This is a genomic window from Nonomuraea recticatena (genome assembly GCF_039533245.1).
Classification (GTDB): domain Bacteria; phylum Actinomycetota; class Actinomycetes; order Streptosporangiales; family Streptosporangiaceae; genus Nonomuraea; species Nonomuraea roseola.
The window spans coordinates 208023-228665 of the sequence record NZ_BAAATE010000005.1 but is presented as its reverse complement, the minus strand read 5'-3'; the positions used below and the strand labels follow the sequence as shown (position 1 = coordinate 228665).

At 69.2% G+C, this 20643-nt stretch carries 21 protein-coding genes and 2 pseudogenes; 18 read left to right on the top strand and 5 right to left on the bottom strand.

Annotated features, from left to right (window positions below):
• The first annotated feature begins 88 nt into the window (after positions 1–88).
• From msrA to ABFX50_RS12585, 6 genes and pseudogenes are all read left to right on the top strand, one after another.
• Positions 89–742, top strand: a complete 654-nt coding sequence (gene msrA / locus ABFX50_RS12610; RefSeq protein WP_346146454.1) for a peptide-methionine (S)-S-oxide reductase MsrA — start codon at positions 89–91, stop codon at positions 740–742.
• Positions 743–797: 55 nt separating this feature from the next.
• On the top strand, positions 798–1106 hold the full coding sequence (locus ABFX50_RS12605) for a type II toxin-antitoxin system Phd/YefM family antitoxin (protein WP_346146063.1): 309 nt from the start codon (positions 798–800) through the stop codon (positions 1104–1106).
• A gap of 3 nt (positions 1107–1109) precedes the next feature.
• Entirely contained in the window at positions 1110–1628 is a 519-nt protein-coding gene (locus ABFX50_RS12600; RefSeq protein ID WP_346146061.1) for a type II toxin-antitoxin system RelE family toxin, read from the top strand.
• Positions 1629–1649: 21 nt separating this feature from the next.
• Positions 1650–1757 (top strand): annotated as a pseudogene (locus tag ABFX50_RS12595) (peptide-methionine (S)-S-oxide reductase MsrA); the annotation flags it as partial.
• Between the two features lie 624 nt (positions 1758–2381).
• Positions 2382–3353: a DUF418 domain-containing protein gene (locus ABFX50_RS12590; protein ID WP_346146059.1), complete on the top strand. Its 972-nt coding sequence runs from the start codon at positions 2382–2384 to the stop codon at positions 3351–3353.
• Positions 3354–3582: 229 nt separating this feature from the next.
• Positions 3583–3807 (top strand): hypothetical protein, encoded by a 225-nt coding sequence (locus ABFX50_RS12585; RefSeq protein ID WP_346146057.1) that lies wholly within the window; start codon positions 3583–3585, stop codon positions 3805–3807.
• A 97-nt stretch (positions 3808–3904) separates the two neighbouring features.
• Here ABFX50_RS12585 and ABFX50_RS12580 read toward each other — a convergent pair whose 3' ends face one another.
• Positions 3905–5698, bottom strand: coding sequence for a sensor histidine kinase (locus ABFX50_RS12580; protein ID WP_346146055.1), 1794 nt, complete (start codon positions 5696–5698; stop codon positions 3905–3907).
• Positions 5695–6381 (bottom strand): response regulator transcription factor, encoded by a 687-nt coding sequence (locus ABFX50_RS12575; protein WP_183652008.1) that lies wholly within the window; start codon positions 6379–6381, stop codon positions 5695–5697. The genes ABFX50_RS12580 and ABFX50_RS12575 overlap by 4 nt, the downstream gene beginning before the upstream one ends.
• Before the next feature lie 90 nt (positions 6382–6471).
• Between ABFX50_RS12575 and ABFX50_RS12570 the strand changes: the two genes are divergently transcribed.
• The 3 genes and pseudogenes from ABFX50_RS12570 to ABFX50_RS12560 all read left to right on the top strand — a co-directional run bounded on the left by ABFX50_RS12570 (position 6472) and on the right by ABFX50_RS12560 (position 9067).
• Positions 6472–7221: a L,D-transpeptidase gene (locus ABFX50_RS12570; protein ID WP_346146054.1), complete on the top strand. Its 750-nt coding sequence runs from the start codon at positions 6472–6474 to the stop codon at positions 7219–7221.
• A gap of 30 nt (positions 7222–7251) precedes the next feature.
• Positions 7252–7464 (top strand): hypothetical protein, encoded by a 213-nt coding sequence (locus tag ABFX50_RS12565; protein ID WP_346146052.1) that lies wholly within the window; start codon positions 7252–7254, stop codon positions 7462–7464.
• A 274-nt stretch (positions 7465–7738) separates the two neighbouring features.
• Positions 7739–9067, top strand: a pseudogene (locus tag ABFX50_RS12560) (serine hydrolase domain-containing protein).
• Between the two features lie 57 nt (positions 9068–9124).
• On the opposite strand, the gene ABFX50_RS12555 reads toward ABFX50_RS12560, so the two are convergent.
• Both ABFX50_RS12555 and ABFX50_RS12550 read right to left on the bottom strand, forming a co-directional pair.
• On the bottom strand, positions 9125–10717 hold the full coding sequence (locus tag ABFX50_RS12555) for an ABC transporter permease (RefSeq protein ID WP_346146050.1): 1593 nt from the start codon (positions 10715–10717) through the stop codon (positions 9125–9127).
• The gene (locus ABFX50_RS12550; RefSeq protein ID WP_346146049.1) at positions 10714–11643 is read right to left on the bottom strand and encodes an ABC transporter ATP-binding protein; all 930 of its coding nucleotides are present in this window, start codon (positions 11641–11643) and stop codon (positions 10714–10716) included. Before ABFX50_RS12550 ends, ABFX50_RS12555 begins: the two co-directional genes overlap by 4 nt.
• A 91-nt stretch (positions 11644–11734) precedes the next feature.
• Between ABFX50_RS12550 and ABFX50_RS12545 the strand changes: the two genes are divergently transcribed.
• From ABFX50_RS12545 to ABFX50_RS12520, 6 genes are all read left to right on the top strand, one after another.
• Positions 11735–12256, top strand: a complete 522-nt coding sequence (locus tag ABFX50_RS12545; protein WP_346146047.1) for a GbsR/MarR family transcriptional regulator — start codon at positions 11735–11737, stop codon at positions 12254–12256.
• 171 nt (positions 12257–12427) lie between these two features.
• Positions 12428–13270 carry an ammonia-dependent NAD(+) synthetase gene (nadE, locus tag ABFX50_RS12540; protein WP_346146045.1) on the top strand — a complete coding sequence of 281 codons (843 nt, stop codon included), beginning with the start codon at positions 12428–12430 and terminating at the stop codon, positions 13268–13270.
• A 79-nt stretch (positions 13271–13349) separates the two neighbouring features.
• On the top strand, positions 13350–14033 hold the full coding sequence (locus ABFX50_RS12535; protein WP_346146452.1) for a Pr6Pr family membrane protein: 684 nt from the start codon (positions 13350–13352) through the stop codon (positions 14031–14033).
• A 254-nt stretch (positions 14034–14287) separates the two neighbouring features.
• Positions 14288–15628: a hypothetical protein gene (locus ABFX50_RS12530; RefSeq protein ID WP_346146043.1), complete on the top strand. Its 1341-nt coding sequence runs from the start codon at positions 14288–14290 to the stop codon at positions 15626–15628.
• A 75-nt stretch (positions 15629–15703) separates the two neighbouring features.
• On the top strand, positions 15704–16756 hold the full coding sequence (locus ABFX50_RS12525) for a hypothetical protein (RefSeq protein ID WP_346146042.1): 1053 nt from the start codon (positions 15704–15706) through the stop codon (positions 16754–16756).
• 67 nt (positions 16757–16823) lie between these two features.
• Complete coding sequence (locus ABFX50_RS12520; protein ID WP_346146040.1) at positions 16824–17306, top strand: hypothetical protein; 483 nt, start codon at positions 16824–16826, stop codon at positions 17304–17306.
• A gap of 72 nt (positions 17307–17378) precedes the next feature.
• Here ABFX50_RS12520 and ABFX50_RS12515 read toward each other — a convergent pair whose 3' ends face one another.
• The gene (locus tag ABFX50_RS12515) at positions 17379–17933 is read right to left on the bottom strand and encodes a YceI family protein (protein ID WP_346146038.1); all 555 of its coding nucleotides are present in this window, start codon (positions 17931–17933) and stop codon (positions 17379–17381) included.
• Between the two features lie 272 nt (positions 17934–18205).
• On the opposite strand from ABFX50_RS12515, the gene ABFX50_RS12510 reads away from it, so the two are divergent.
• The 3 genes from ABFX50_RS12510 to ABFX50_RS12500 are packed head-to-tail and all read left to right on the top strand — an operon-like array spanning position 18206 to position 20628.
• Positions 18206–18796: an RNA polymerase sigma factor gene (locus ABFX50_RS12510; RefSeq protein WP_183651979.1), complete on the top strand. Its 591-nt coding sequence runs from the start codon at positions 18206–18208 to the stop codon at positions 18794–18796.
• Positions 18789–19775 carry a CU044_5270 family protein gene (locus ABFX50_RS12505; RefSeq protein ID WP_346146035.1) on the top strand — a complete coding sequence of 329 codons (987 nt, stop codon included), beginning with the start codon at positions 18789–18791 and terminating at the stop codon, positions 19773–19775. The genes ABFX50_RS12510 and ABFX50_RS12505 overlap by 8 nt, the downstream gene beginning before the upstream one ends.
• A gap of 13 nt (positions 19776–19788) precedes the next feature.
• The gene (locus ABFX50_RS12500; RefSeq protein ID WP_346146033.1) at positions 19789–20628 is read left to right on the top strand and encodes a phosphotransferase family protein; all 840 of its coding nucleotides are present in this window, start codon (positions 19789–19791) and stop codon (positions 20626–20628) included.
• Positions 20629–20643 lie beyond the last annotated feature (15 nt).

The window sequence follows — 20643 nt, the reverse complement described above, 5'->3', positions numbered from 1 at the left end:
CTCCATTAAATACAAATGCGTATTGCTATCTGGGATGATGTAGGGCCGCTTAAGTGTTGTCGCGTAGAGTCGATGGAGGAGGTGGATGATGGGCTGGCTGTTCGGCACGCACAAGTCATCGATGGTGGACCCCTCGGATGCTCTACCGGGCCGTCCGACCCCGATGCCGGTGCCCGCTCGCCACGCGGTCCTGGACGCTCCCCTCGAGGGCGCGAACGGAGAGATCGCGGACTTCGGGATGGGCTGTTTCTGGGGCGCCGAGCGCATCTTCTGGCAGACGCCGGGCGTGGTGTCGACCGCTGTGGGCTACCAGGGCGGCTACACCCCCAACCCGACGTACGAGGAGGTGTGTTCAGGGCGCACGGGACACACGGAGGTCGTACGGGTCTTCTTCGACCCTGCGAAGGTGTCGTACGAGGAGCTGCTGCGCGTGTTCTGGGAGGCGCACGACCCTACGCAGGGGATGCGCCAGGGCAACGACGCGGGGACGCAGTACCGCTCAGCCGTGTACTTCCACTCACCTGAGCAGGAGAAGACGGCACTGACGTCGCGCGACTCCTACCAGGAGGTGCTGAAGGGAGCGGGGTACGGCGACATCACCACAGAGATCGCCCCAGCAGGCCCGTTCTACTACGCGGAGGATTATCACCAGCAATATCTTTTTAAAGTACCGAACGGCTACTGCGGCATCGGTGGAACCGGTGTGGCCTGTCCGGTGGGCCTGACCTCCGGAGAGGCGTGAGCCTCATGCGGGCCGAAGTATCGCGGTTCTGTGCAGAAAGATATACAGTTCATGTATGACTGTTCTGCACGACGCTACTGAGCTGAGCGTCACAGAAGCGGCCCAGCGAGGGGTTGCCCGCCTGGTGGCTGATGCGGAGCAGGGGACCGATCTGGTGGTCACCCGCCGGCATCAGCCGGTGGCGGCCGTGGTGAGCATTCGCCGACTCAAGGAGTTGGAGGAGGCGGCGGCTGATCTGCGTGATCTTGCGCTTGTGCTCGCTCGGTCGGTCACGGACACGGGGGAGCGCGTTTCGCTCGATGACGTGCTTGCCGCCTTCGGGCAGACTCGCGAGTCGCTGGCCGCCATCCCGGACGATGAGTGAGTCGTGTCCGACGTCGTCTTCACGGCGCCGGCGGTCGACGACCTCCGACGCATCGGCCCAGACGCGGTGCCCAAGGTCCTCAAGAAGATCCTTCTCCTGCTGGACAATCCTGAGGCCGGTTACCCGCTCGGTGGGGAACTGACCGGTTTTCGGAAGCTGGTGGTCGGCCGTAACACCTGGCGGGTCGTCTACAGGATCACCGAGGACAAGTCGGTGGAGATCTGTGAGGTGTGGGCCGTTGGTGAGCGTGCCGACGCGGAAGTGTACGCGGAGGCGACAGCGAGGGTTCGCGAGGCGGTTGCTGCCCGTCCTGAGTTTGTCCAGCTCGGTCAGGTGATCGAGCGTCTCGGCACGCTAGCCGATCATCTTCGGATGGAGGAAGCACCCCCTAGAGAACCGGTTCCGGATTGGCTCGCGGACCGGTTGATCTACACGGTCGGGATGGCGCGCGAGGACGTTGCCGCTCTTGATCTTCAAGAGGCTGTCGACCTGTGGGCGGAGTACCGGTCCAAGCCTCATTAGGTCGTACATCTATTGCCTGAAGCGAAGCGCTTCCACCAGCAGTACCTCCACAAGGTTCCCAACGGCTACTGCGGGATTGGAGGGACCGGGGTCACCTGCCCGGTAGGCATCGCGCCTGCTGGTGAGTGAACCGCGCGGTCTTCAACGAGGTCTCGGTCCTCTGGGCCGAGCACCTCGGCCAGCCGTTTCCTGGCATGGGGGACGTCTTCCCGGACTTCGTGCTCGCGGATGCCTACATGGCGGGCATCGTGACCTCGTATGTCGGCTCTCAGCGTGGCGTTCTCACGGAGGAGCAACGGCGTATGTTGAGCTCATGCGCACGTGATCTTCGTTGGGTACTCAGGCGCGTCCGTGGTCGAGAGGCGCGAGCTTTCGTGGCCCGATCAGTGCGTATCGCCGACCTGATCCTGGGCCGAGCAACGCTGGGAGAGCGTCACGGACAGTAACACCGGCGACAACTCTCTCTACAGGTCAAGGCCGGTCCGCCTGCGGCGGCCCGGCGCGTCGGGCGGTCGCTGGCCGCGCTGCGGCTATGCGGATGCTCTGGTTATCTGGGCGCGCTGAATCGGCCGAAAGTACGGCCGGGATACCGCGCGCCCCGTCTTGTGGTCGATGTCCGCACCGGGCCGCATCCGGAGAATCGGGCCCTATGCCCTTAAAAGATCACGCTCCGGGACTGAATGCCGGAGATATGGCCGGAGCTCCCGGTGTCCCCTGCACCCGCGCCGAGGCGACGGCAGGGGAGGCTCGGCGATGACCTCGCCCGGCCGATCGCGTATCGCCGCGCTCGACGTCCTGCGCGGGTTCGCGCTGTGCGAGATCCTGTTCGCCAACATCCAGCTCATGGCCACCGGCAGCTCCGCCGTCGTGACGCAGCCCATGGGCGACTGGGACCCCTGGCTCGGAATGCCGATCTTCTCCCTGCTGTTCGGCATCGGGTTCGCGCTGCTGCTGGGCTCCGCCGCGAGCCGCGTCCCCCGCCCACGCCTGGCTCTGCTCCGGCGGCTGGGGGCGCTGCTCGCGATCGGCCTCGTGCACATGCTGCTATGGCCGGGCGAGATCCTGACCGACTACGCCGTCGTCGGCATACTGGTGCTGCTGCCCTCGACCTGGCTGCCCCGGTGGGCCATGGCCGGCCTCGCCGCTGTGCTCATCCCGGCGGCGCTGATCCTCAGCGGGGGCGGGCCTCTGCTGATCGCAGGGCTGTTCCTGCTGGGCTCGGCACTGGTCCGCTACGGAGTGATCGAGCAGATCGATCGGTCCACCCGAGGGCCGCTCCTGCTGGGCCTGGTCTTCGCGGCGGGACTGGCCTCTGCCCTGTGGGTGCAGGCCAGCATGCGGGCCGTGGGGGCCACGACGTACCTGGCTTCCACGTCCAGCCTTGCTGATCTACTGCTCGTCGGTGTGTACGTGTGCGGCATGCTGGTCCTGCTCAGAACGCCGCTGCGACCGGTGCTGCAGTTCGTCTTCGCGCCACTGGGCCGGATGGCACTGACCAATTACCTGACCGCCACACTCCTCGTTCTGGCGGCCAGTCACATCCTCGGCCTGCCGATCGGTCAGTCCTTGACGGCGGCGTCCTGGACCGCGGGAGCCATCCTGGCGGCCCAGTGGCTGTTGTCCACCCTCTGGCTGCGCCGCTACCGCCAGGGCCCCATCGAGTGGCTCTGGCGCTGGGCCACCTGGGCTCACCGCTCATCCCTGCGCATTTCTACGAGCCCTTGACCACCGGAGGCGCACGCCGACGCCTCGTCGACCACTACCCGCGACACCGACTCGTCGGCGACGACCGCCCGCTCAGGCCCGGTCGTACCGAGTCAGTGCCCCACCCCGTGCCTCTGCACCCCGTCAGCTGGACCACCGTGCAGCGATGCGTGGCCCACCGTGAGAACCGGCGCACCTGCGGCGGGGAGGTCGGCCCGAGCGAGTTCATCCCCGAGTCGCCGCGATCTTCTTGATCGCTCGGGTTCGCCACCTCTCGGCGGAAGAGCTGCGTGCCTTCACTTTGGAACTGGTGGAAGCGCTCTCTGACGCGGCGGAGTTGGATGTCGACGCCACCACCCACGAGGTCATAGAGGGCTGGCGGGCCACTGCCAGAATCAAGGCCGACCCTGCGCACTACGCCGAAGCTCGCAAACCCACGAGCGGTGACTTCGGGCCGGTGCAGGTTTCGGCATGAGCCCAAAGCGCGGAGATCGAGTTACGGTGCCACCGCCGGTTTCGCGCTGAGAGTCGTTTGACAGCTCGATTTGGCTGCTTGCTGACCATGGGCGCCGCTACGACGGAAGACGCAGGGTGAACGTCGTGCGGACACCTGGCACGCTGGCGACCGTGGCTGTGCCGCCGTGCGCCTCGGCCAGGTTGCGCACGATGGCGAGCCCGAGCCCGCTGCCGCCGGTCTGGCGGTTGCGGGACTTCTCGGCCCGCCAGAACCGGTCGAAGACGTGGGGAAGGTACTCGGCGCGGATCCCGATGCCCGTGTCGGTCACCTCGACGACGACCTGGTCGCCATCCTGGCGGGCGCACAGCGTGATGTGCCCGCCGCGTGGCGTGTAGCGCAGGGAGTTGGTCACCAGGTTGCCGATGGCCTGGCGGAGCCGTACCGGATCCGCGGTCAGCGGGGGGTCATCGGTGACCATGGTGGTCAGCGTGAGCCCTGCGGCTTCGGCCCGGCCCCGGTGAGCGGTGGCCACCTGGTCGAGAAGGTCGCCGAGGTGGACGGGTTCGACGTGCAGACGGAGCTTGCCCGCGTCGGCGAGGGCGAGCTCCTGAAGGTCGTCGACGATGTGCTGCAGCAGCAGGATCTCCTCGACCAGCGAGGCGATCAGCGCCGGGTCCAGCTCGGCGACGCCGTCCTGGGCGGCCTCCAGCCAGCCCCTGAGGTTGCTCAGCGGGGTGCGCAGCTCGTGGGAGACGTCGCTGACCATGGCCTTGCGCTGCTCCTCCATGCGCTGGAGGTGCTCCGACATCTCGTTGAACGCCGTGGCGAGCTCGCTGATCTCGCCGGTGGTCCTGACCGTGACGCGGGCGGAGCTGTCCCCGTCACGCATCCGCTGCGCGGCGTGGGTGAGCGCGTTGACTGGCCTGACCAGGCGCCTGGCCGCCATGACGCTCACGCCCACCGTCAGCACGAGCACGAGGAGGGCGGCACCGGCGATCGAGGGCAGCGGGATGCGCTGGCCGGTGGCCTCGGAGGGGGAGCCGATGTACAGGTACGCCGCGGGGGCGACGTAGGGATCGAGTTGCTCTTTGCGGGCGGTGGCGACGCAGGAGGAGATCGTCTGATCGGGTTCGGCGGCCGGCGGCATCGGCTGTTTCTCCTTGGAGACCCAGGTGAAGTCGAGTCCGACCGAGCCCCTTTCCGCGCCCTTGCCCTTGAGGCACCTGCTGACCAGGAGGTTGAGTTGTTTCAACGCGGCCTTCTCGGTGCGCGTCGGCGTGCTGAAGGCGGTGGTGTCGCAGAGGCTCACCACGGTGGGGGCGGCGCTCGGCATCGGGCTCGGCATCGGGCTCGGCTCCCGGCCGCCCTCCTGGCTGAGCGTCGTGACGAGGGGCCTGCCGGTGTTCGAGACGGTCACCTGTACGGCCTGCCCCGTGCGGCCCATGCAGGCGGCATAGGTGTCGGCGGCCTTCCTCAGCCGGGCGCGATCGCGGGCGGACAGCAGGAAAGGGCCCACCGCGCGTGGATCGATGCGGTCCCTGGCCGCCCCGGGCACCAGGGTCACGTCCACGGCCAGCGGGTCGACGACGGCCGACACCTTGGCGGGCAGTGGGGTCCCGGCGGTCGCCGAGTCCGCGATGAGGGCACCGTTCTCGGTGGTCAGCGCGATGCGGCGGCTGGTCTGGGCGGCGAGCTCGCGCAGGGTGGGTGCGACGCCCGACCAGTCCGAATGACGCGAGGCGTAGCCGAGCAGGCTGTTGTTGATCCGGGCGTCGCTGGCCAGTGTCTGGCCCTGCTCGCGCTGGATGGCGCCGGAGGTGCTGCTGGCAGCCAGCCACGCGGTCGCCGTGATGGAGCAGACCGCCACGACAGCCGAGCTCGTGAGCAACCTGACGAACAACGACCTCATGCGTTGGTCAGTTTGTAGCCGACGCCGTACACGGTCAGCAGCCGGACCGGGCGGCGCGGATCAGGCTCGATCTTCTTGCGCAGGTTCATCACGTGCACGTCGACCGTGCGTTCGGTGATGAACCTGTCGAAGCCGTGGATGCGCTCCAGCAACTGCTTCCTGGTGAACACCCGCTCCGGCTCGGCAGCCAGCGTCTCGATGATCCGGAACTCCGCGAGCGTGCAGTCCACCAGCGTGTCCGCCGCGGTGACGGTGTGCCTGACCGGGTCCACGAGGAGGTCGCCCGCCTGGAACACCTGCCGGTCGGCGTCCTGGGACTTTCCGGTACGGCGCAGCAGGGTCCGCACGCGAGCCATCAGCGCACGCGGGCTGTACGGCTTGGCGACATAGTCGTCAGCACCGAGGTCGAGCCCCAGCAGCAGATCATCCTCGGTGGACCTGGCGGTCAGCATCAGGATCGGCAGGTCGGACTCGGCACGCAGCACCCTGCAGACGTCCAACCCGTCAACCTTCGGCATCATCACGTCGAGCACCACGAGGTCGGGATCGGCCCGCCGCGCCTCGTCGATCGCGGAACGCCCGTCGTGCACGACGAGGACCTCATGGCCCTCCCGCTCCAGATACCGCCTGAGCAGTTCGGCCTGTTTGGGATCGTCCTCGGCGACCAGCACGTACGCGCACATGGGCTGAGGCTATGTCCACGTGAGGGGTGCACATGGGATCCGCATGACAACCAAACAGGTTCCACACATTTTGTCGCCAGGCTGCGGCAGGTGAGAACCAACCTGCTTCGTACGGCTGCCGCGGCGGCACTCGCGTTCCTGCTGGCCGGCTGTGCGGGCAGCGCGAGCAGCGCCGTACAGCGCGAGCCGGCGGACAGCGCCAGTTCCGCGAGCGGCGCCGTACGGCCCGAGTCGGCGAGCAGCGTCAGTTCGAAGATCGCGAGCGTCAGGGGATCTCGGATCACGGTCTACGGAGACAAGGAGGGGGTGGCACAGAGGACGATCACGAGCCCCAACGACTACGGCGCGACGCGTGTCTTCCTGGTGGAACGCGACGAGGGCGAGTGGCTCCAGGTGCTGCTGCCGATCCGGCCGAACGGCAGTAAGGGCTGGATCAAGGCCACCGACGTGACGCTCGCGGAGACCTCCTACCGGGTGGAGATCGATCGCGGCGCGTTCAGGTTCACCGTCTATGACGGCGACAGGGCCGTCAGGACGGGCAAGGTCGCGACGGGCGAAGCGGGCACGCCGACACCTCCGGGTCGCTACTTCTTCACCGAGCTGGTGAAGCCCGCCGACCAGGGCGGGGCCTACGGCGCCTACGCCTTCGGGCTGAGCGGCTTCTCGCCGGTGCTGAAGAGCTTCGCCGGCGGCCCGGGCCAGCTTGCGATCCACGGGACGAACAAGCCCTCCGCCATCGGCACGCGGGCCAGCCACGGCTGCGTCCGGATCAGCAACGACGACATCACCTGGATGGCGAAGAACCTGGCGATCGGTACTCCGGTCGTCGTCCAGGGCTGAGGCCCGACATGAATGAACAGGGGAATCCATATGAAGATCAAAGCCACGCTCATCGGCATCAGCGCGGTGCTGGCCCTGACCGCGGGCCTCGCAGGCTTCTCGGGCACGGCCGCGGCCTCTCCCGAGAAGCCGTCCGCGACGTCCGCGACGCCCGCCCCGGCGCCGGCCGACCAGCGGCCCACGGTCAAGACGACGGCGGGTCCGAGGGAGCCCGTCGTCGTCGCGCCGGCCTACACCGGCTGATCGTGGTGCGGCACCGCGCGGCGATCTCGCCGTAGAGGACGCCGGCCAGCCGTACCAGGCGTTGCGTGTCTCCTCTCCTGCCCGCGGTCGCGTCAGCGACCAGGCCATCGCGGGCAGGAGCAGGACCCCGTGCGTCCAGACCGCCTGCGCGGGCTCGAAGACGATAGAATTGCCGCTCTTATTCCGTTTTGCGTCTCTTTGGTCGTGCCGCCTCGCTTTCGTATCACCCTGACCGCGGTACCGGCCCGCGGAGCGCGGGGGCTGTGATGCCGACATGAAGATGTCCCGAGCTGACGACGACGCGCCGAACCGAGCCGCCCGCCGCGTGGCTCTGCTGGCACCGTGCGCCGCCCTGCTGATCGCGAGCTGCGCCCTGCCGTCAGAGGCGAGTTTCACGGCCGTATCCGCCACGTCGCCCGCACCTGCGGCGGAGGCGAGCGCCCCCAGCCCCACCCCGTCGGCGCTGAAGCCCGTGGATCCGGCCGCGTTCCAGCCCGCCTTCGAGCGTGCGGCGAAGAAGCTCATGGTTCCCGGCGCGGTGGTCCTGCTCCGCACCCCGCAGGGAACCTTCAGGGCGACCGTCGGCACCACCGAACTGGGCACGGCCAAAGCGCCCACCACGGGCGACCACTTCAGGATCGCCTCCAACACCAAGACCATGACCTCGGCGCTGATCATCCTCCTCGCCCAGGATGGCAGGCTCCGGCTGAGCGACCCGGTCTCCGCCCACGTCCCCGGAGTGCCCAACGGCGAACACATCACCATCGCCGACCTGCTGAAGATGCGCAGCGGACTCTACAACTACACCAGCGCGCCCGAACTCGCGGCGGCCCTGGACGCCGACCCGCGCAGGGTCGAGACGCCGCAGGCCATGCTGGACATCGCGTTCCGGCGCCCGCCGAACTTCGCACCGGACGCGTCCTACGAGTACAGCAACACCAACTACGTGCTGCTGGGCCTCGTCGCCGAGAAGGCGGGCGGCCACCCGCTGGCCGAGCAGTTCCGGAACCGGCTGTTCGCCCCGCTGGGACTGGAGGGGACCTCGCTGCCCGCCGCCGACGACCTGTCCCTCCCCGACCCCTCTTCCCACGGCTACATGTACGGAGGATCGGCCTACGCGCTGGTCGACCGGCCCTATCCCGACGACATGTAGGCGGCGGCCAGGTCGGGAAAGCTCCGGCCGGTGGACTACACCCACCAGAACCCCTCCTACGCCACCGCGGCCGGAGGCGTCATCTCCACCGCCGACGACCTGGCCACCTGGATCCGGGCCCTGGTGACGGGCAAGGTCCTCCATCCCGACTTCCAGCAGCAGTGGCTCCACAGCCCGCAAGCCCAGGACCCGGCCGCGCCCGAGGGGCAGAAGTACGGCTACGGCATCGCCTACCAACGCTTCGGTCCGAGCGCCTCGATGTACTACCACGGCGGTGAGCTGCCCGGCTTCAACTCCTTCATCGGCTACGACCAGGACAACGAGGCCACGCTCGTCATCTGGACGAACCTGACCCGGTCGCCCGACGGCAGGACCACGGCCCAGGCCCTGCTGCCCACGGCCCTCAACCAAATCTACGCCGGCCTCTCCCTCCCCACCGTCGCTGACTAGCGGGATGGCGTCCCTGTGCACCCGGCGGACGGTGAACTGCCCGGTGGTCTGTTCGGGTTATCCGAGGTCGCGACGGCGGAGCCCGGCCAGGCCGACGGCGGTGAGCCCGGTGGCGACGACGGCGAGCAGGACCAGCGGCGTCACGGTGAACGCGGCGACCGGAAGGCCAGGGGTCTGCGCGAACGGCGACACCTGCAAGATCGCTGGGTCGGCGCCCAGCAGTTCCACCGCGAACTCGAGCACGAGGCACAGGCCGAGCGCGGCATAGGGGATGATCGCGGCCAGCCGTGGCAGCAGGCCGTACGCCAGCGTCGAGACGGCGGCCAGCACCAGGACCGAGGGCAACCGCGTCAGGCTCGCACCCACCAGCCGTGCGATCTCGCCGCCCGGATCTCCCGTGGAGAGCCCGTGGACCAGACCCATACCGACGCCGAGCCCGGCGAGCACGATCCCCGACCCGGCCGCGACGATGGCCAGGTGACCGCCTGCCCAGCGCAGTCTGCCGACCGGGCCGGTCAGGATGAGGTCGGCACGGCCGGAGATCTCCTCCGCCCGCAGTCTCAGGGTCGCCTGAATCGCGTAGAGCGTGATGACCTGGCTCATGAGGTAGATGACGAAGGCGAAGAAGCCGTCGGCGGGACGGCCACCGCCACCCATCCGCTCGATCAGGTCCCTGAGGGCCTCGCTCGCGTTCAGCTGTTCGGCGGCGCTCCGCGCGGCGCCTCCCAGACCGGCGCCGAACGCGGTGAACGCGACGGCCCAGGCGAGCAGCGTCCCCCGCTGCAGCCGCCATGCCAGGGCAAGCGAGGTGCGCAAGCTCGGCGCCGCGTCGGCCGGACCGAGCCGGGGCGGGAGGATGCCGGCCCCCAGGTCCCGGCGCACGGACATCCGGTAGGCGCCTGCCACCAGCAGCAGGATCAGGCCGATGACAGGCAGGAGCGGCCAGTAGTGGTCACCGGCGAAGGGGCGCATGTGCTGGGTCCAGCCGAACGGCGACAGCCAGGACACCCAGGAGTTCTCCTCGACGTCCGCGCCCGCGCGCACCGCGTACAGGATGCCCATCGCCGCGGCGGCGAGGCCGCCGGCGGTACGAGAGCCTTCGGTCAGCTGGGCCGCCAGGCCCGCGACCGCGGCGAAGACCCAACCGGCGGCGGCGACCGACAGTCCCATCACCAGGGAGCCCCGCGGAGGCAGCCCCTGGCCCATGAGCCCCAGTGCCACGACAAGGGCGGTGACCAGGTTGGCGGCGAACGCCACGGTCAGCGCGGCCGTCAGCGCCGCGTGCCTGCCGACCACGGTCGAGCCCAGCAGCTCGCTCCGGCCCGCCTCCTCCTCCGCGCGGGTGCTGCGGATCACCAGCAACAGGCTCGCCAGCGCGATGAGCAGCGCCGCCTGCCCGCGTACTCGCCACGCGGCGAGCCCTCCCGCGGACGAGTCGTAGATCGGGCCGATCATCATGAGCTGTGTCGGGTCGCCGTTGGTCGTGTGGAGGAACGCCTGCCGCGCCTCTTCGGTGGGATAGGCGGCGGACACCGAGCTCGCGACGCCGATCACGAGCATCGCCACGAGCCCGAACCAGGCCGGTATCCTCACCCTGTCGCGTCGCAGGATGAGCCGGATCAGTCCGCCGGTGCCGGTGAGAGTGCTCATCGCCGTACCGCCGCGTGCTCTCCGGTCGCGCCCGCGCCGGACAAATCGTCTTCGTAGTGGCGCAGGAACATCTCCTCCAGCGTCGGCGGCCGGCTGACCAGGCTCCGCACACCGACCTTCACGAGCTCGCTCAGCAGCGGGTCGAGCGCGTCGCCGTCGACCTGGCAGCGCAGCCGGCTGCCCTGTGTCCACAGGTCGTGCACGCCGACCGATCCGGCGAGCTGGGGGACGGGGCCGGCGAGCTCGGCCGTGATCGAGGTGCGGGTGAGGTGACGCAGCTCGGTGAGCGTGCCCGTCTCCACCGTACGGCCGCGCCTGATGATGCTCACCCTGTCGCACAGGGCCTCGACCTCGGCGAGGATGTGACTGGACAGCAGCACCGTGCGTCCCTTGCTCCGCTCTTCCTGGATGCTCTCCTGGAAGACCGCCTCCATCAGCGGGTCGAGGCCGGAGGTGGGCTCGTCCAGGATGAGCAGGTCGGCATCCGAGGACAGCGCCGCGACCAGGGCCACCTTCTGCCGGTTGCCCTTGGAGTAGGCCCGCCCCTTCTTGCGTGGATCCAGCTCGAAGCGCTCGAGCAGCTCGGCTCGGCGCCGGGGGTCGAGCCCGCCGCGCATCCGGCCGAGCAGGTCGATCGTCTCTCCACCGGTCAGGTCCGGCCACAGGGTCACGTCGCCTGGCACGTACGCCAGTCGGCGATGCAGTGCGGTCGCGTCTCGCCACGGATCGCCGTCCAGCAGCTGAGCCGTGCCCGCGTCCTGGCGCAGCAGGCCGAGCAGGATCCGGATGGTGGTGGATTTGCCGGCACCGTTCGGGCCGAGGAACCCGTGCACCTCACCGGTCCGGACCGTCAGGTCCAGACCGTCGAGCGCCCGTGTCCGGCCGAAGGTCTTGACCAGACCGGACACGGAGATCATGTTGGACATATTTTGCACACTACATGAAGTTCACGAAATTCGTGAACTATCGATAGTCTGTAGCCTGGGGGCTGCCGGAGACGACGCGCAGAGGGTGTGCATGACCAAGAGAGTTGACGACGAGAGCGGCACGGCCGACGCGCTGCGGTTCCTCGAGCGCTTCGCCGTGATCATGTCCGACTCGGGTTACCCGCGCATGGCCGCACGCGTGCTCGCGGCGCTCCTCATCGCCGACGACGGCCGGCGTACCGCCGCCGAACTCGCCGACATGCTGCAGGTCGGCCCGTCGGCCGTCTCGGGCGCGGTGAAGTACCTGATGCGGGTCGGGATGGTGACCCGAGAGCGGGACCCCGGTGAGCGTCGTGATCATTACCGTGTCGACCAGACGGCGTGGTACAAGGCGGCGGCGTCGAGTGACGAGGTGTTCCGTCGCTTCGAGGAGGGCGCGCGCGACGGGGTCGAGGTGTTCGGCACGGACACGCCAGCGGGCGCGCGGATGGACGAGACCCGGCGCTTCTTCGCGTTCCTGCGCAGGGAGGTCCCCCAGCTGCTGCACAAGTGGAACGAGGTGAACGCCCAGCCCGCGGAGCAGTCAGGCGACCCGGATCGAGCCGTCCGATGACTCGCATCTGGTGTCGGTCAGGGCCCCGTACGGCCGGTCGCCTCCGGGTCGGCGGCGACCGCTGAGCTTGCGGGCCCGATCGCTTGTATCAGTCCGGCACGACATCGCCGTCGGGTCGCTCCGCGCAGACCCGTCTTCGCGTGGTTCGATCCCGGCCAGTACAGTACGCGGATGGCGAACCTACGGGAGCAGATTCTCGCCGAACTCGGCGTCAAGGCGACCATCGTGCCGAAGGTCGAGATCCGGCAACGGATCGACTTCCTCAAGGACTACCTGCGGTCGACCCCGGCCAAGGGTTACGTGCTCGGGGTCAGTGGCGGCCAGGACAGCACGCTGACCGGCAGGTTGTGCCAGCTAGCCAGCGAGGAGTTGCGGGCCGAGGGGCATGAGGCCACCTTCATCGCGGTGCGGCTGCCGTACGGCGTGCAGGCCGACGAGCACGACGCGCAGATCGCGCTGAAGTTCATCCAGCCCGACCGGTCGATCACGGTGAAGGTCAAGCCGGGCGCGGACGCCGTCGCCGCGGAGACGGCGCTGGGCCTGCGGGAGTTGCTGGGCGATGAGCCCAAGCTGCGGGACTTCGTGCGCGGCAACATCAAGGCCCGCGAACGCATGGTGATCCAGTTCTCGATCGCCGGTCAGCTGAGCATGCTCGTCGTGGGCACCGACCACGCCGCCGAGGCGGTGACCGGCTTCTTCACCAAGTACGGCGACGGCGGTGTCGACCTCACCCCGCTGACCGGACTGACCAAGCGCCAAGGCGCCGCCCTGCTGCAGGAGCTCGGCGCACCGCCGAGTGTCTGGGAGAAGGTCCCGACCGCCGACCTCGAGGACGACCGGCCCGCGCTGCCCGACGAGGTGGCGCTCGGCCTGACGTACACCCAGATCGACGACTATCTGGAAGGTCTCGACGTCGCGCCGGACCTGGCGGCGAAGGTGGAGTCGGCCTACCTCGTGACCCGGCACAAGCGGACCGTTCCGGTCACCCCCCTCGACGACTGGTGGCGCAGTTGATCCCGCGGTAACCGCCGGAATCCATCGACCACCGTCGATTTTTCAGCGCGGACGACATGGACGTGCGACCGTGATCTTCATGGTTTGGGCGACGATGTTCCGCTTGGTGTTGATCCTGGTCGCGGTGACCGGCTTGAGCTGTACGTGGATGCCCCTGGCCGACCCGCTGAACCCGCTCGTGCTCTTCACCGTGCAGAGCAATCTGATGCTCGCGGGATATTGCTCCTGGCGAGTGGTGACCAGACGGCGGCCCTCCACCGGGGTCAAGGGGGCGGTGACGCTCTACATCGTGATAACCGGGCTGGTGTGGCACTTTCTGCGCATGCGTGGAGCCAACCCCTTCGAGCACCTGTCCCTCACCGGTCCCGGCCTCGGCAACTTCCTCCTCCATTACGTGACACCGATCATGGCCGTGATCGACTGGCTGGCCTTCGACAGGACCGCCCCTCGGCCGAGGTGGGCGGCCGCCCCTGCCTGGCTGGCCTATCCGGTGGTGTACATGGTCTTCGCCCTGGTCCGGGGCGCCCTGCTGCCTCCACACGCATGGAAGCGATACCCCTATCCGTTTCTGAATGTGGACAGGTTCGGGTACGGCGGAGTCCTGCTCATGGCGGTGGCGCTGGCCGTCTGCTTCGTGCTGCTCGGTTATGGGCTGATCGCCCTCCACCGCCTCGTCAATCACGGGAACCATACGGCGGTCGACTCCATGGCCCGCCCTCCAGCCGAACCGCGACCCTCCAGTCAGATCCAGCCGCACATCTGATACCTCATGTGAATCTTGAGAGCCGGAGCCATTCTGTGGGAAGGGAACTCATGCCGGGCGCGGTGACGATCCGACCGTCCTCGTCGACTTACGGATAGCCACACGGGTGACGTGACACTCCGCCTCCCAAGATCGGCCTTCTCCTGGCGTTCGTGGACCGAACGCCGGCTGGCCGCGGGCCCCATCGCCGGCGGCTCGCGCGAGTGTGACCCCGTACCATCGGTCCCGTGTCCCGACGATCATCGATCCTCTGGGTGGCGGCCCTGCTCACCGCGGTGAGTCCCACCGTCTACTTCTGGATCGACGATGGCGGTGGCGGGTCGTTCACGTGGGGGTCCGCCGGACGGTGCTTAGGCAACGAGCTCAGCGATCAGCTGTGGTTCATGTCAGGCCTCCCGCTGTTCTGGTACGGCGGCGCTCCCCTGATCGTGCTCGGCTTCCTGGGCTGGTACCTGGCCGTTCGCGCCGGGCGGGAACGGCTCGCCCGAGCCCTGGCCCGGGCCGCGGTCGGTGCGCTGCTCCTTTGCGACGTTTCTCACTTCCTGCTGCTCATCCTTGATGCCGCCATCGGTGCCGAGTGCCTCGACGCGTGGGGTCCACCGGAGGCGATGAGTCTGAGCGTGCGCACCGGTCTCCTCTCCTTGGCGCCGCCTCTTCTGATACTGCTTGCCGTACGCCGGCCCTTTGTGCGGAGAGGTCGGTTCCTCCGTGCCACGTTCGCCGCCCTGACGATGATGGCGCTCCTCCTAGTCCCGACGACGTCCGCCTTTCCCGGCAGGATGAGCACCGAGAGCGAGCTCGACTGCGACGGTTCCGGCGACGGCACCGCCAAAGGGTTCAGCAAGGCGGAGAAGGACTTCCTCTGCCGCGTCCACGGCCATACCGTCTTCCACGGCGAAGGGGAGGCCTTGGCGGTGGCTTCGGATCAGGTGCTGTTGGAGCGGGGATATCGGCTCTGCAAGATGGCAGAACATGACATTGAGGGCGCGCTGCGGTCGGAGTACGCGCGAGCGCTGGGGAGCCTGTGCCCGGTGGTGGCCCAGGCGCAGGAGAACGAGGGACGACGGCGGCAGGAGGAGCAGCGGGCGTTCTTCGCCAAGGGTGAGAAGGCCTGCGCCGCGCATCCCGCGCACCGGCCGCGGGCGAAGCCTGTGCGGCTGGCGCGCGCCACCATGTGGACGGAGTCCTGGACGATCAACGGGTGGGACGAGGGGTTCGAGGGCACGATTCCCGACCTGGCCGAGGAACTGGTCGGGAGCGAGCGGGGAGCGCTGGCGATCTGGGCGGCTGACGAGAGCGGGCACGCGTGCGTCACCGGTGAGTCGTACGCGAAGCCGCCGCCGCTGGAGACCAAGGGGTGGGACGAGGTGGTCGAGGTCGGCTACGAGAGCCCGAGCGGGTCGCTGGTGATCGTCGACAACCAGGCCACCGCGCTGCCGGATCTCACGCCGGGTGGTCCGGGGTTCTATCGCGTGCGGGTGCATCTGCGTGGTCGGGAGCTCGTCTACCAGGTGCCCGACCCGCCGGACGGGGCAGTCGAGCTGCTGGTCATGGTGTTTCCCGGCAAGGAGACCGAGCCGATCGTCTACAAATGAGCCCGGAAACGAAGGGAATCTGGTCGTACGACCAGGGCTTTCGCGTGGTTCAGGCACGGTGAGGCTGGAGGGGAAATGGCTGTGTTCGCGTGCGCCGGCTGTGGCACCGTGCTGACCTCACCGGTGTCGCAGGTCGCGCTCCCCGCCCACGCCCATCAGTGTCACGGCCATGACCTGCTTCCCGCGCTTCTGGAGCCGGGGACCTACGCGGTGGATCCAGAGCCCTCCGGGCCGCCGTGGCGCAAGTGGGAGGAGATCGGTGCGGAGGAAGCAGCCGCCCGCGGCGTGTACGCGCCGACCCACGCCCTGTCGTACGGGCCGCCGGGAGCGGTCGCGGTCGCACCGGGCGACGTCCGCGGGACCGTTCTGATCCTGGAGCGATGTGACGGCTACTGTTGCGGTCTGGACGGCAGGGACGGACCGAACCTGGCCTGCACGCGATGCGGGCATGCCGTGGCCACCCTCATCGACGACTGCTCGTGCTGGCAGGTGGTGTGGCTGGACCCGCGCGCCGTACGTCTCCTCGACGTCGATGCGCCCTCCCGCCGGGTGCTCAGCTGGGAGGACCTGCCCGAGCAGCCAGAGACACCGCCGGTTGAGCCGCTCGGGGCGTGGAGTCCGGTGTGGGAGGCGGCGGTCGCGGTGGCGCTGGCTCACCTGCTGGCCGCGTCGGGCGGCATGCGGGTGGTGGTTCCCGATGGCCCTGTCGCTGATGCGTTCCGTCCGGCGCTCGATGCCCTGCTCCCACCCAGGTCGCCGGCGAAGAGCCTGGCCCTGGCCGGGCCGGGCCTGCCCGACACGGCCGCGGACATCGCCTTGGTTCCGCGGCATCCGCAGACCGGGGAGACGTGGTCGTCCTGCGCGGGATCGACGGTGCCGCTGGCTGCCGATGTGTGGATGTATGTGGCCTTCAACCGCGATCGGCGACTCCGCCCCGCGTCGGGCGGGCTACCTGAAGGCGTCTATCGCGACGACCCTCCACCGCTGCTGCCGGCCTTCTCGTTCCGGGCCGACCGAGGGGTGTTCCTCCACACGCTGGCCCGGCTGCCGGAGGTTCGCCAACCGTGGCTTCGTGCGATCTACGACCGAGCGGAGGACAACCGATCCAGTCACGCGTTCTGGCGGTAGGGAGACTTCACCGCCGGCACTGCTCGGGGCCTGCCCAGGTCGTTTCCGTCTGGAGGACCATGTGCTCATGTCCGTGACCGAGTTCGCCGGCGTGACGGAGGACAAGGATCGTGGCGTCACCCCCAAGGCAGGGCTGTACGAGTTCTGGACCGAGGAGAACGCCCATGTCTACCTCCACGACACCGACTTCAGGCGCCTGACCTATGAGCCAGGCAGGCGGCCGGTGCTGCAGTTGGAGTTTCTCCACGATCCGCGGTGGACTCCGCCCGAGCTGTCCGAGACGCCTGTCGTGGCCTTCCGGTTCGAAGACGTTCGCGTCGTCGAGTGGCGTGAGGACCGGCAAGGTCATGACAGCGTGGCCGCTCAGTCTGACGCCCCGCCTGGGCAGGTCGAATGCTTCGACTGGGACGGCGGCCACCTGTTCACCTTGGACACCTTCACACTACGTCTGGTCTTTCACGCCCGACGAGCAGAGGTGACCGTACGCGCGAAGTCCATTCCCAGGCCCCCAACGGGTACCGCGAAATCGGCGGCGCCAACGTCAAGCTAGGTGACCCGTTCGAGCGGGCTCCTGTCGGGCGGGTCCGATGCCCGCGCTGAGGAGTCGGGTGCGCGGTCGGGGTTACTGCTTCGGTGTGAGGGTGAGGTCGAAGTGGATCTCGACTTCGTCGCTCACCCTGAGGGCGCCGAAGAACGCCGAGTAGGGCCGGATCCCCCAGCGGGACTGCAGGACGGTCGCCGAGCCGTGTACGCGGCCCTCGGTCAGCGCGCCCTGTACCGTCACAGGCTGGGTGACGCCGACCATGGTGAGGTCGCCCTCGATGCGGAACGACTCCGCGCTTCCCTCGACCCGTGACGACCTGAACGTGATCGTGGGGTGGCGGCCGCTGTGAAGGACCTTCTCTCGAACGATCTTCGCGATCTCTTCACGATCGGAGCTCGTCAGCGGTTTGACGCCGCCGGTTCCTTCCTGGACCTCGAACGACTCGGCGTCGACCTCGACGGTCACCGAGCAGTTGGCCGGGTCGGCGGGGTCGATCGTGGCGTCGCCGCGCCAGCGCGTGACCCCGATGGTGAGATCGTGGCCGGCCTTCGCGCCCAGCCCGGTACGCGTCGTGTTGACCAGGAGCCGACCAGACTCGGGTCCCCACGCGTAGCCACCAGCGGTGATGCTCACCTTTCCAGGCTAGCCCCGGCTGGAGGGTCTGCAGTATCCCGCTCGGCGCCTGAGTTCGGCGGGCGGCGGCGCGCGTCTCGCGTCGCCTGCGTGCTCTGCTGGAGGGTGCGCACTTCGATGATGGCCGGACCAACTGGCGTGGGCTGCTGACAACGTCAGGGGCCGCTCCCTCGGTGAGCGACGCCGGGCATCCACGACCTCGACGCGACGAGAACTCGATCGCCGCTTGCGGGTGAAAGGGAGTGATCGGCCCCAAGGAACGGAGCTCACGCTTGATCACCCATGGCGAACCGGACGACGCGGAGGTGATCGACCGTGCCCGGCGAGATCCCGCCGCCTTCTCCGTGCTGTTCGACCGGCACGCTCCCGCGCTCCACCGATACGTGACCCGCCGGCTGGGCGACTCGCTGGCCGACGACGTCGTGGCCGAGACGTTCCTGGCGGCCTTCCGCCGGCTCACCCGCTACGACACCGCCCACCGTGACGCCCGCCCGTGGCTGTACGGCATCGCCGCCAACCTCATCGGCAAACACCGCCGCGCCGAGGTCAGGGCGTACCTGGCGCTGGCCAGAACCGGGACGGACGAGGTGGCGGAGAGCTACGCCGACAGAGTGGAGGCCCGCGTGTCGGCCTCGGCGGCGCACCAGGAGCTGGCGGAGGCGCTCGCGGTGCTGTCGCCCGAGGACCGCGAGGTCCTGCTGATGATCGCCTGGGCCGACTTCAGCTACGAGGAGGTGGCGCGGGCGCTCGGCATCCCTGTCGGCACGGTGCGTTCGCGCCTGCACCGGGCCAGGAGGAAGACCCGTGCGGCCCTGGGCGGGGTCGACCCGTCCGCTGTCGAAGAGGAGACCACCCGTGGATGACCTGGAGCTGCTGAGCGGCATGCGAGCGGACGCGCCCGAGCCCGGGGTGGAGCGGTTGAGGGCCCTGCGCGTCCGCGCGCTGAGGCGCCGGCGCCGGTTCTGGATGGCGCCGTCCCTGCTCGCGGTGGGCGGGGCGCTGGCGGCGGCGGTGGTGGTGAGCGGCATCGGCGCGCCCACCCAGGGCATGCGCCCGATCGTCATCACCGGGACGGTGCCCATGAGCGCGGAGGCTGTGCTGAGACAGGCCGCTCAGGTCTCCGAGCGGCACGCTCCCGCCCCGGCGCCCCGCCCCGACCAGTGGTTGTACCGCAAGACCCTGGTCAAGCAGCCGGGCGAAGCGACGGCCGAGGTCCAGGAGTACTGGACCCGCTACGACGGCACCCGGCAGGCCGTACGCCAGGGGCAGGGCCCGCTGGAGGAGCACCACCACAGGCCGGACCCGGATGACGACGACCTGAGCCCGCGGGGGTACGCGGCCAGGCTGGCCAAGCTGCCCACCGACCCCGGCAGGCTCCTGGCGCACGTCAAGGGCGACAGGCACTGGGCGACCAAGCCGAAGGAGGAGGCGGGCCTCGGGGAGCCTCCAGACGCGCGGGCCTTCCGGGTGCTGTCGGTCTACCTCGAGCAGGAGGTGCCCGTGCCACCCAGGCTGCGGGGAGCGATCTTCCGCGCCCTCGCCGAGATCCCCGGCGTGCGGGTGGACTCCGGCGTACGTGACGCGGCGGGCAGGACGGGCATCGGCATCGCCTACGAGTGGGGTGCTCCAGGCGTCGGCACCGAGCGCGACGCGGACGGCCAGGTGGTGGCCAGGTCGTACCTGGTCCTCGACGCCACGACCTACGAGTTCCTCGGCAGGCGGGTGGACTACGTGCGCGACCACGTCATCAACGGCGACGTCGTCTTCACCGCGGGGAGCTTCTACGCCAGTGCCGAAGTCGCGGCGGGCGTCGTGGACGAGCCCGGCGAGCTCCCCAGGTAGGTAGTGTCGGCGGATGTCGATCTTCCCCTCTCCCCACCTTCTCGATCTGGCGGCCGAGCTGCTGCCCGGCGTGTCCCTCGACGGAGCGAGGTTCGGCGGAGGGCAGTTCCACGACGTGGTTCTCCTCCCCGGCGCGGCCGCCGTCCGTGTCGCGCGCACGGAAGCGGCGGCGGCCTCGTTGCCCCGCTGCGCCGAACTGCTGGCTCGGCTGGCCCGGATGGACCTGCCCTTCCAGGTGCCCACCCCGCTCGTCCCCGTCTCCACGATCGCAGGCCGCGTGGCCGTCGCCGTGAGCTGGGTGGACGGCGCCGCGCATCCTCGGGGGAGCGGGGATCCCGCGAAGCTGCGCGGCCTGCTCGACGCCCTCGCCTCCGTGGACCTCCGACTGGTGGAGGACGTGCTGGACGAGCCGCACGCCTACGCGGGCAGGGAGCGCTGGGAGGAGATCCTCGTGGAGGAGGTGCTGCCCCGGCTGCCCGTCCATGTGCGGACGGAGGCGCGGCGCAGGATCGAGGCGGCCCTTGAGCTCGACAAGGTCACGGCGAGTCTGGTTCACGGGGATCTGGGCGGCGACAACGTGCACTGGAGTCCGGACGGCGACCTGGTCGGGGTGCTCGACTGGGATCTCGCCCAGCCCTTCGATCCCGCTGTGGACGCCACCTGCCTGGCCTGGCACGGGTGGGACGCCGTGAGGTCGGCGGTGGACGGCGAGACCTACAGGAGAGCGCGCGTGTGGGCGGAGACGTTCGCGATCGAGCAGGTCGCCTCGGCCCTCGCGAACGGCGAGCCGCCACACGTGGTCGATCGTCATGTCGAGTCGACGGTGCGCCGGCTGGAGCGCGGCGAGCATTGACGGTGCATGACGCCC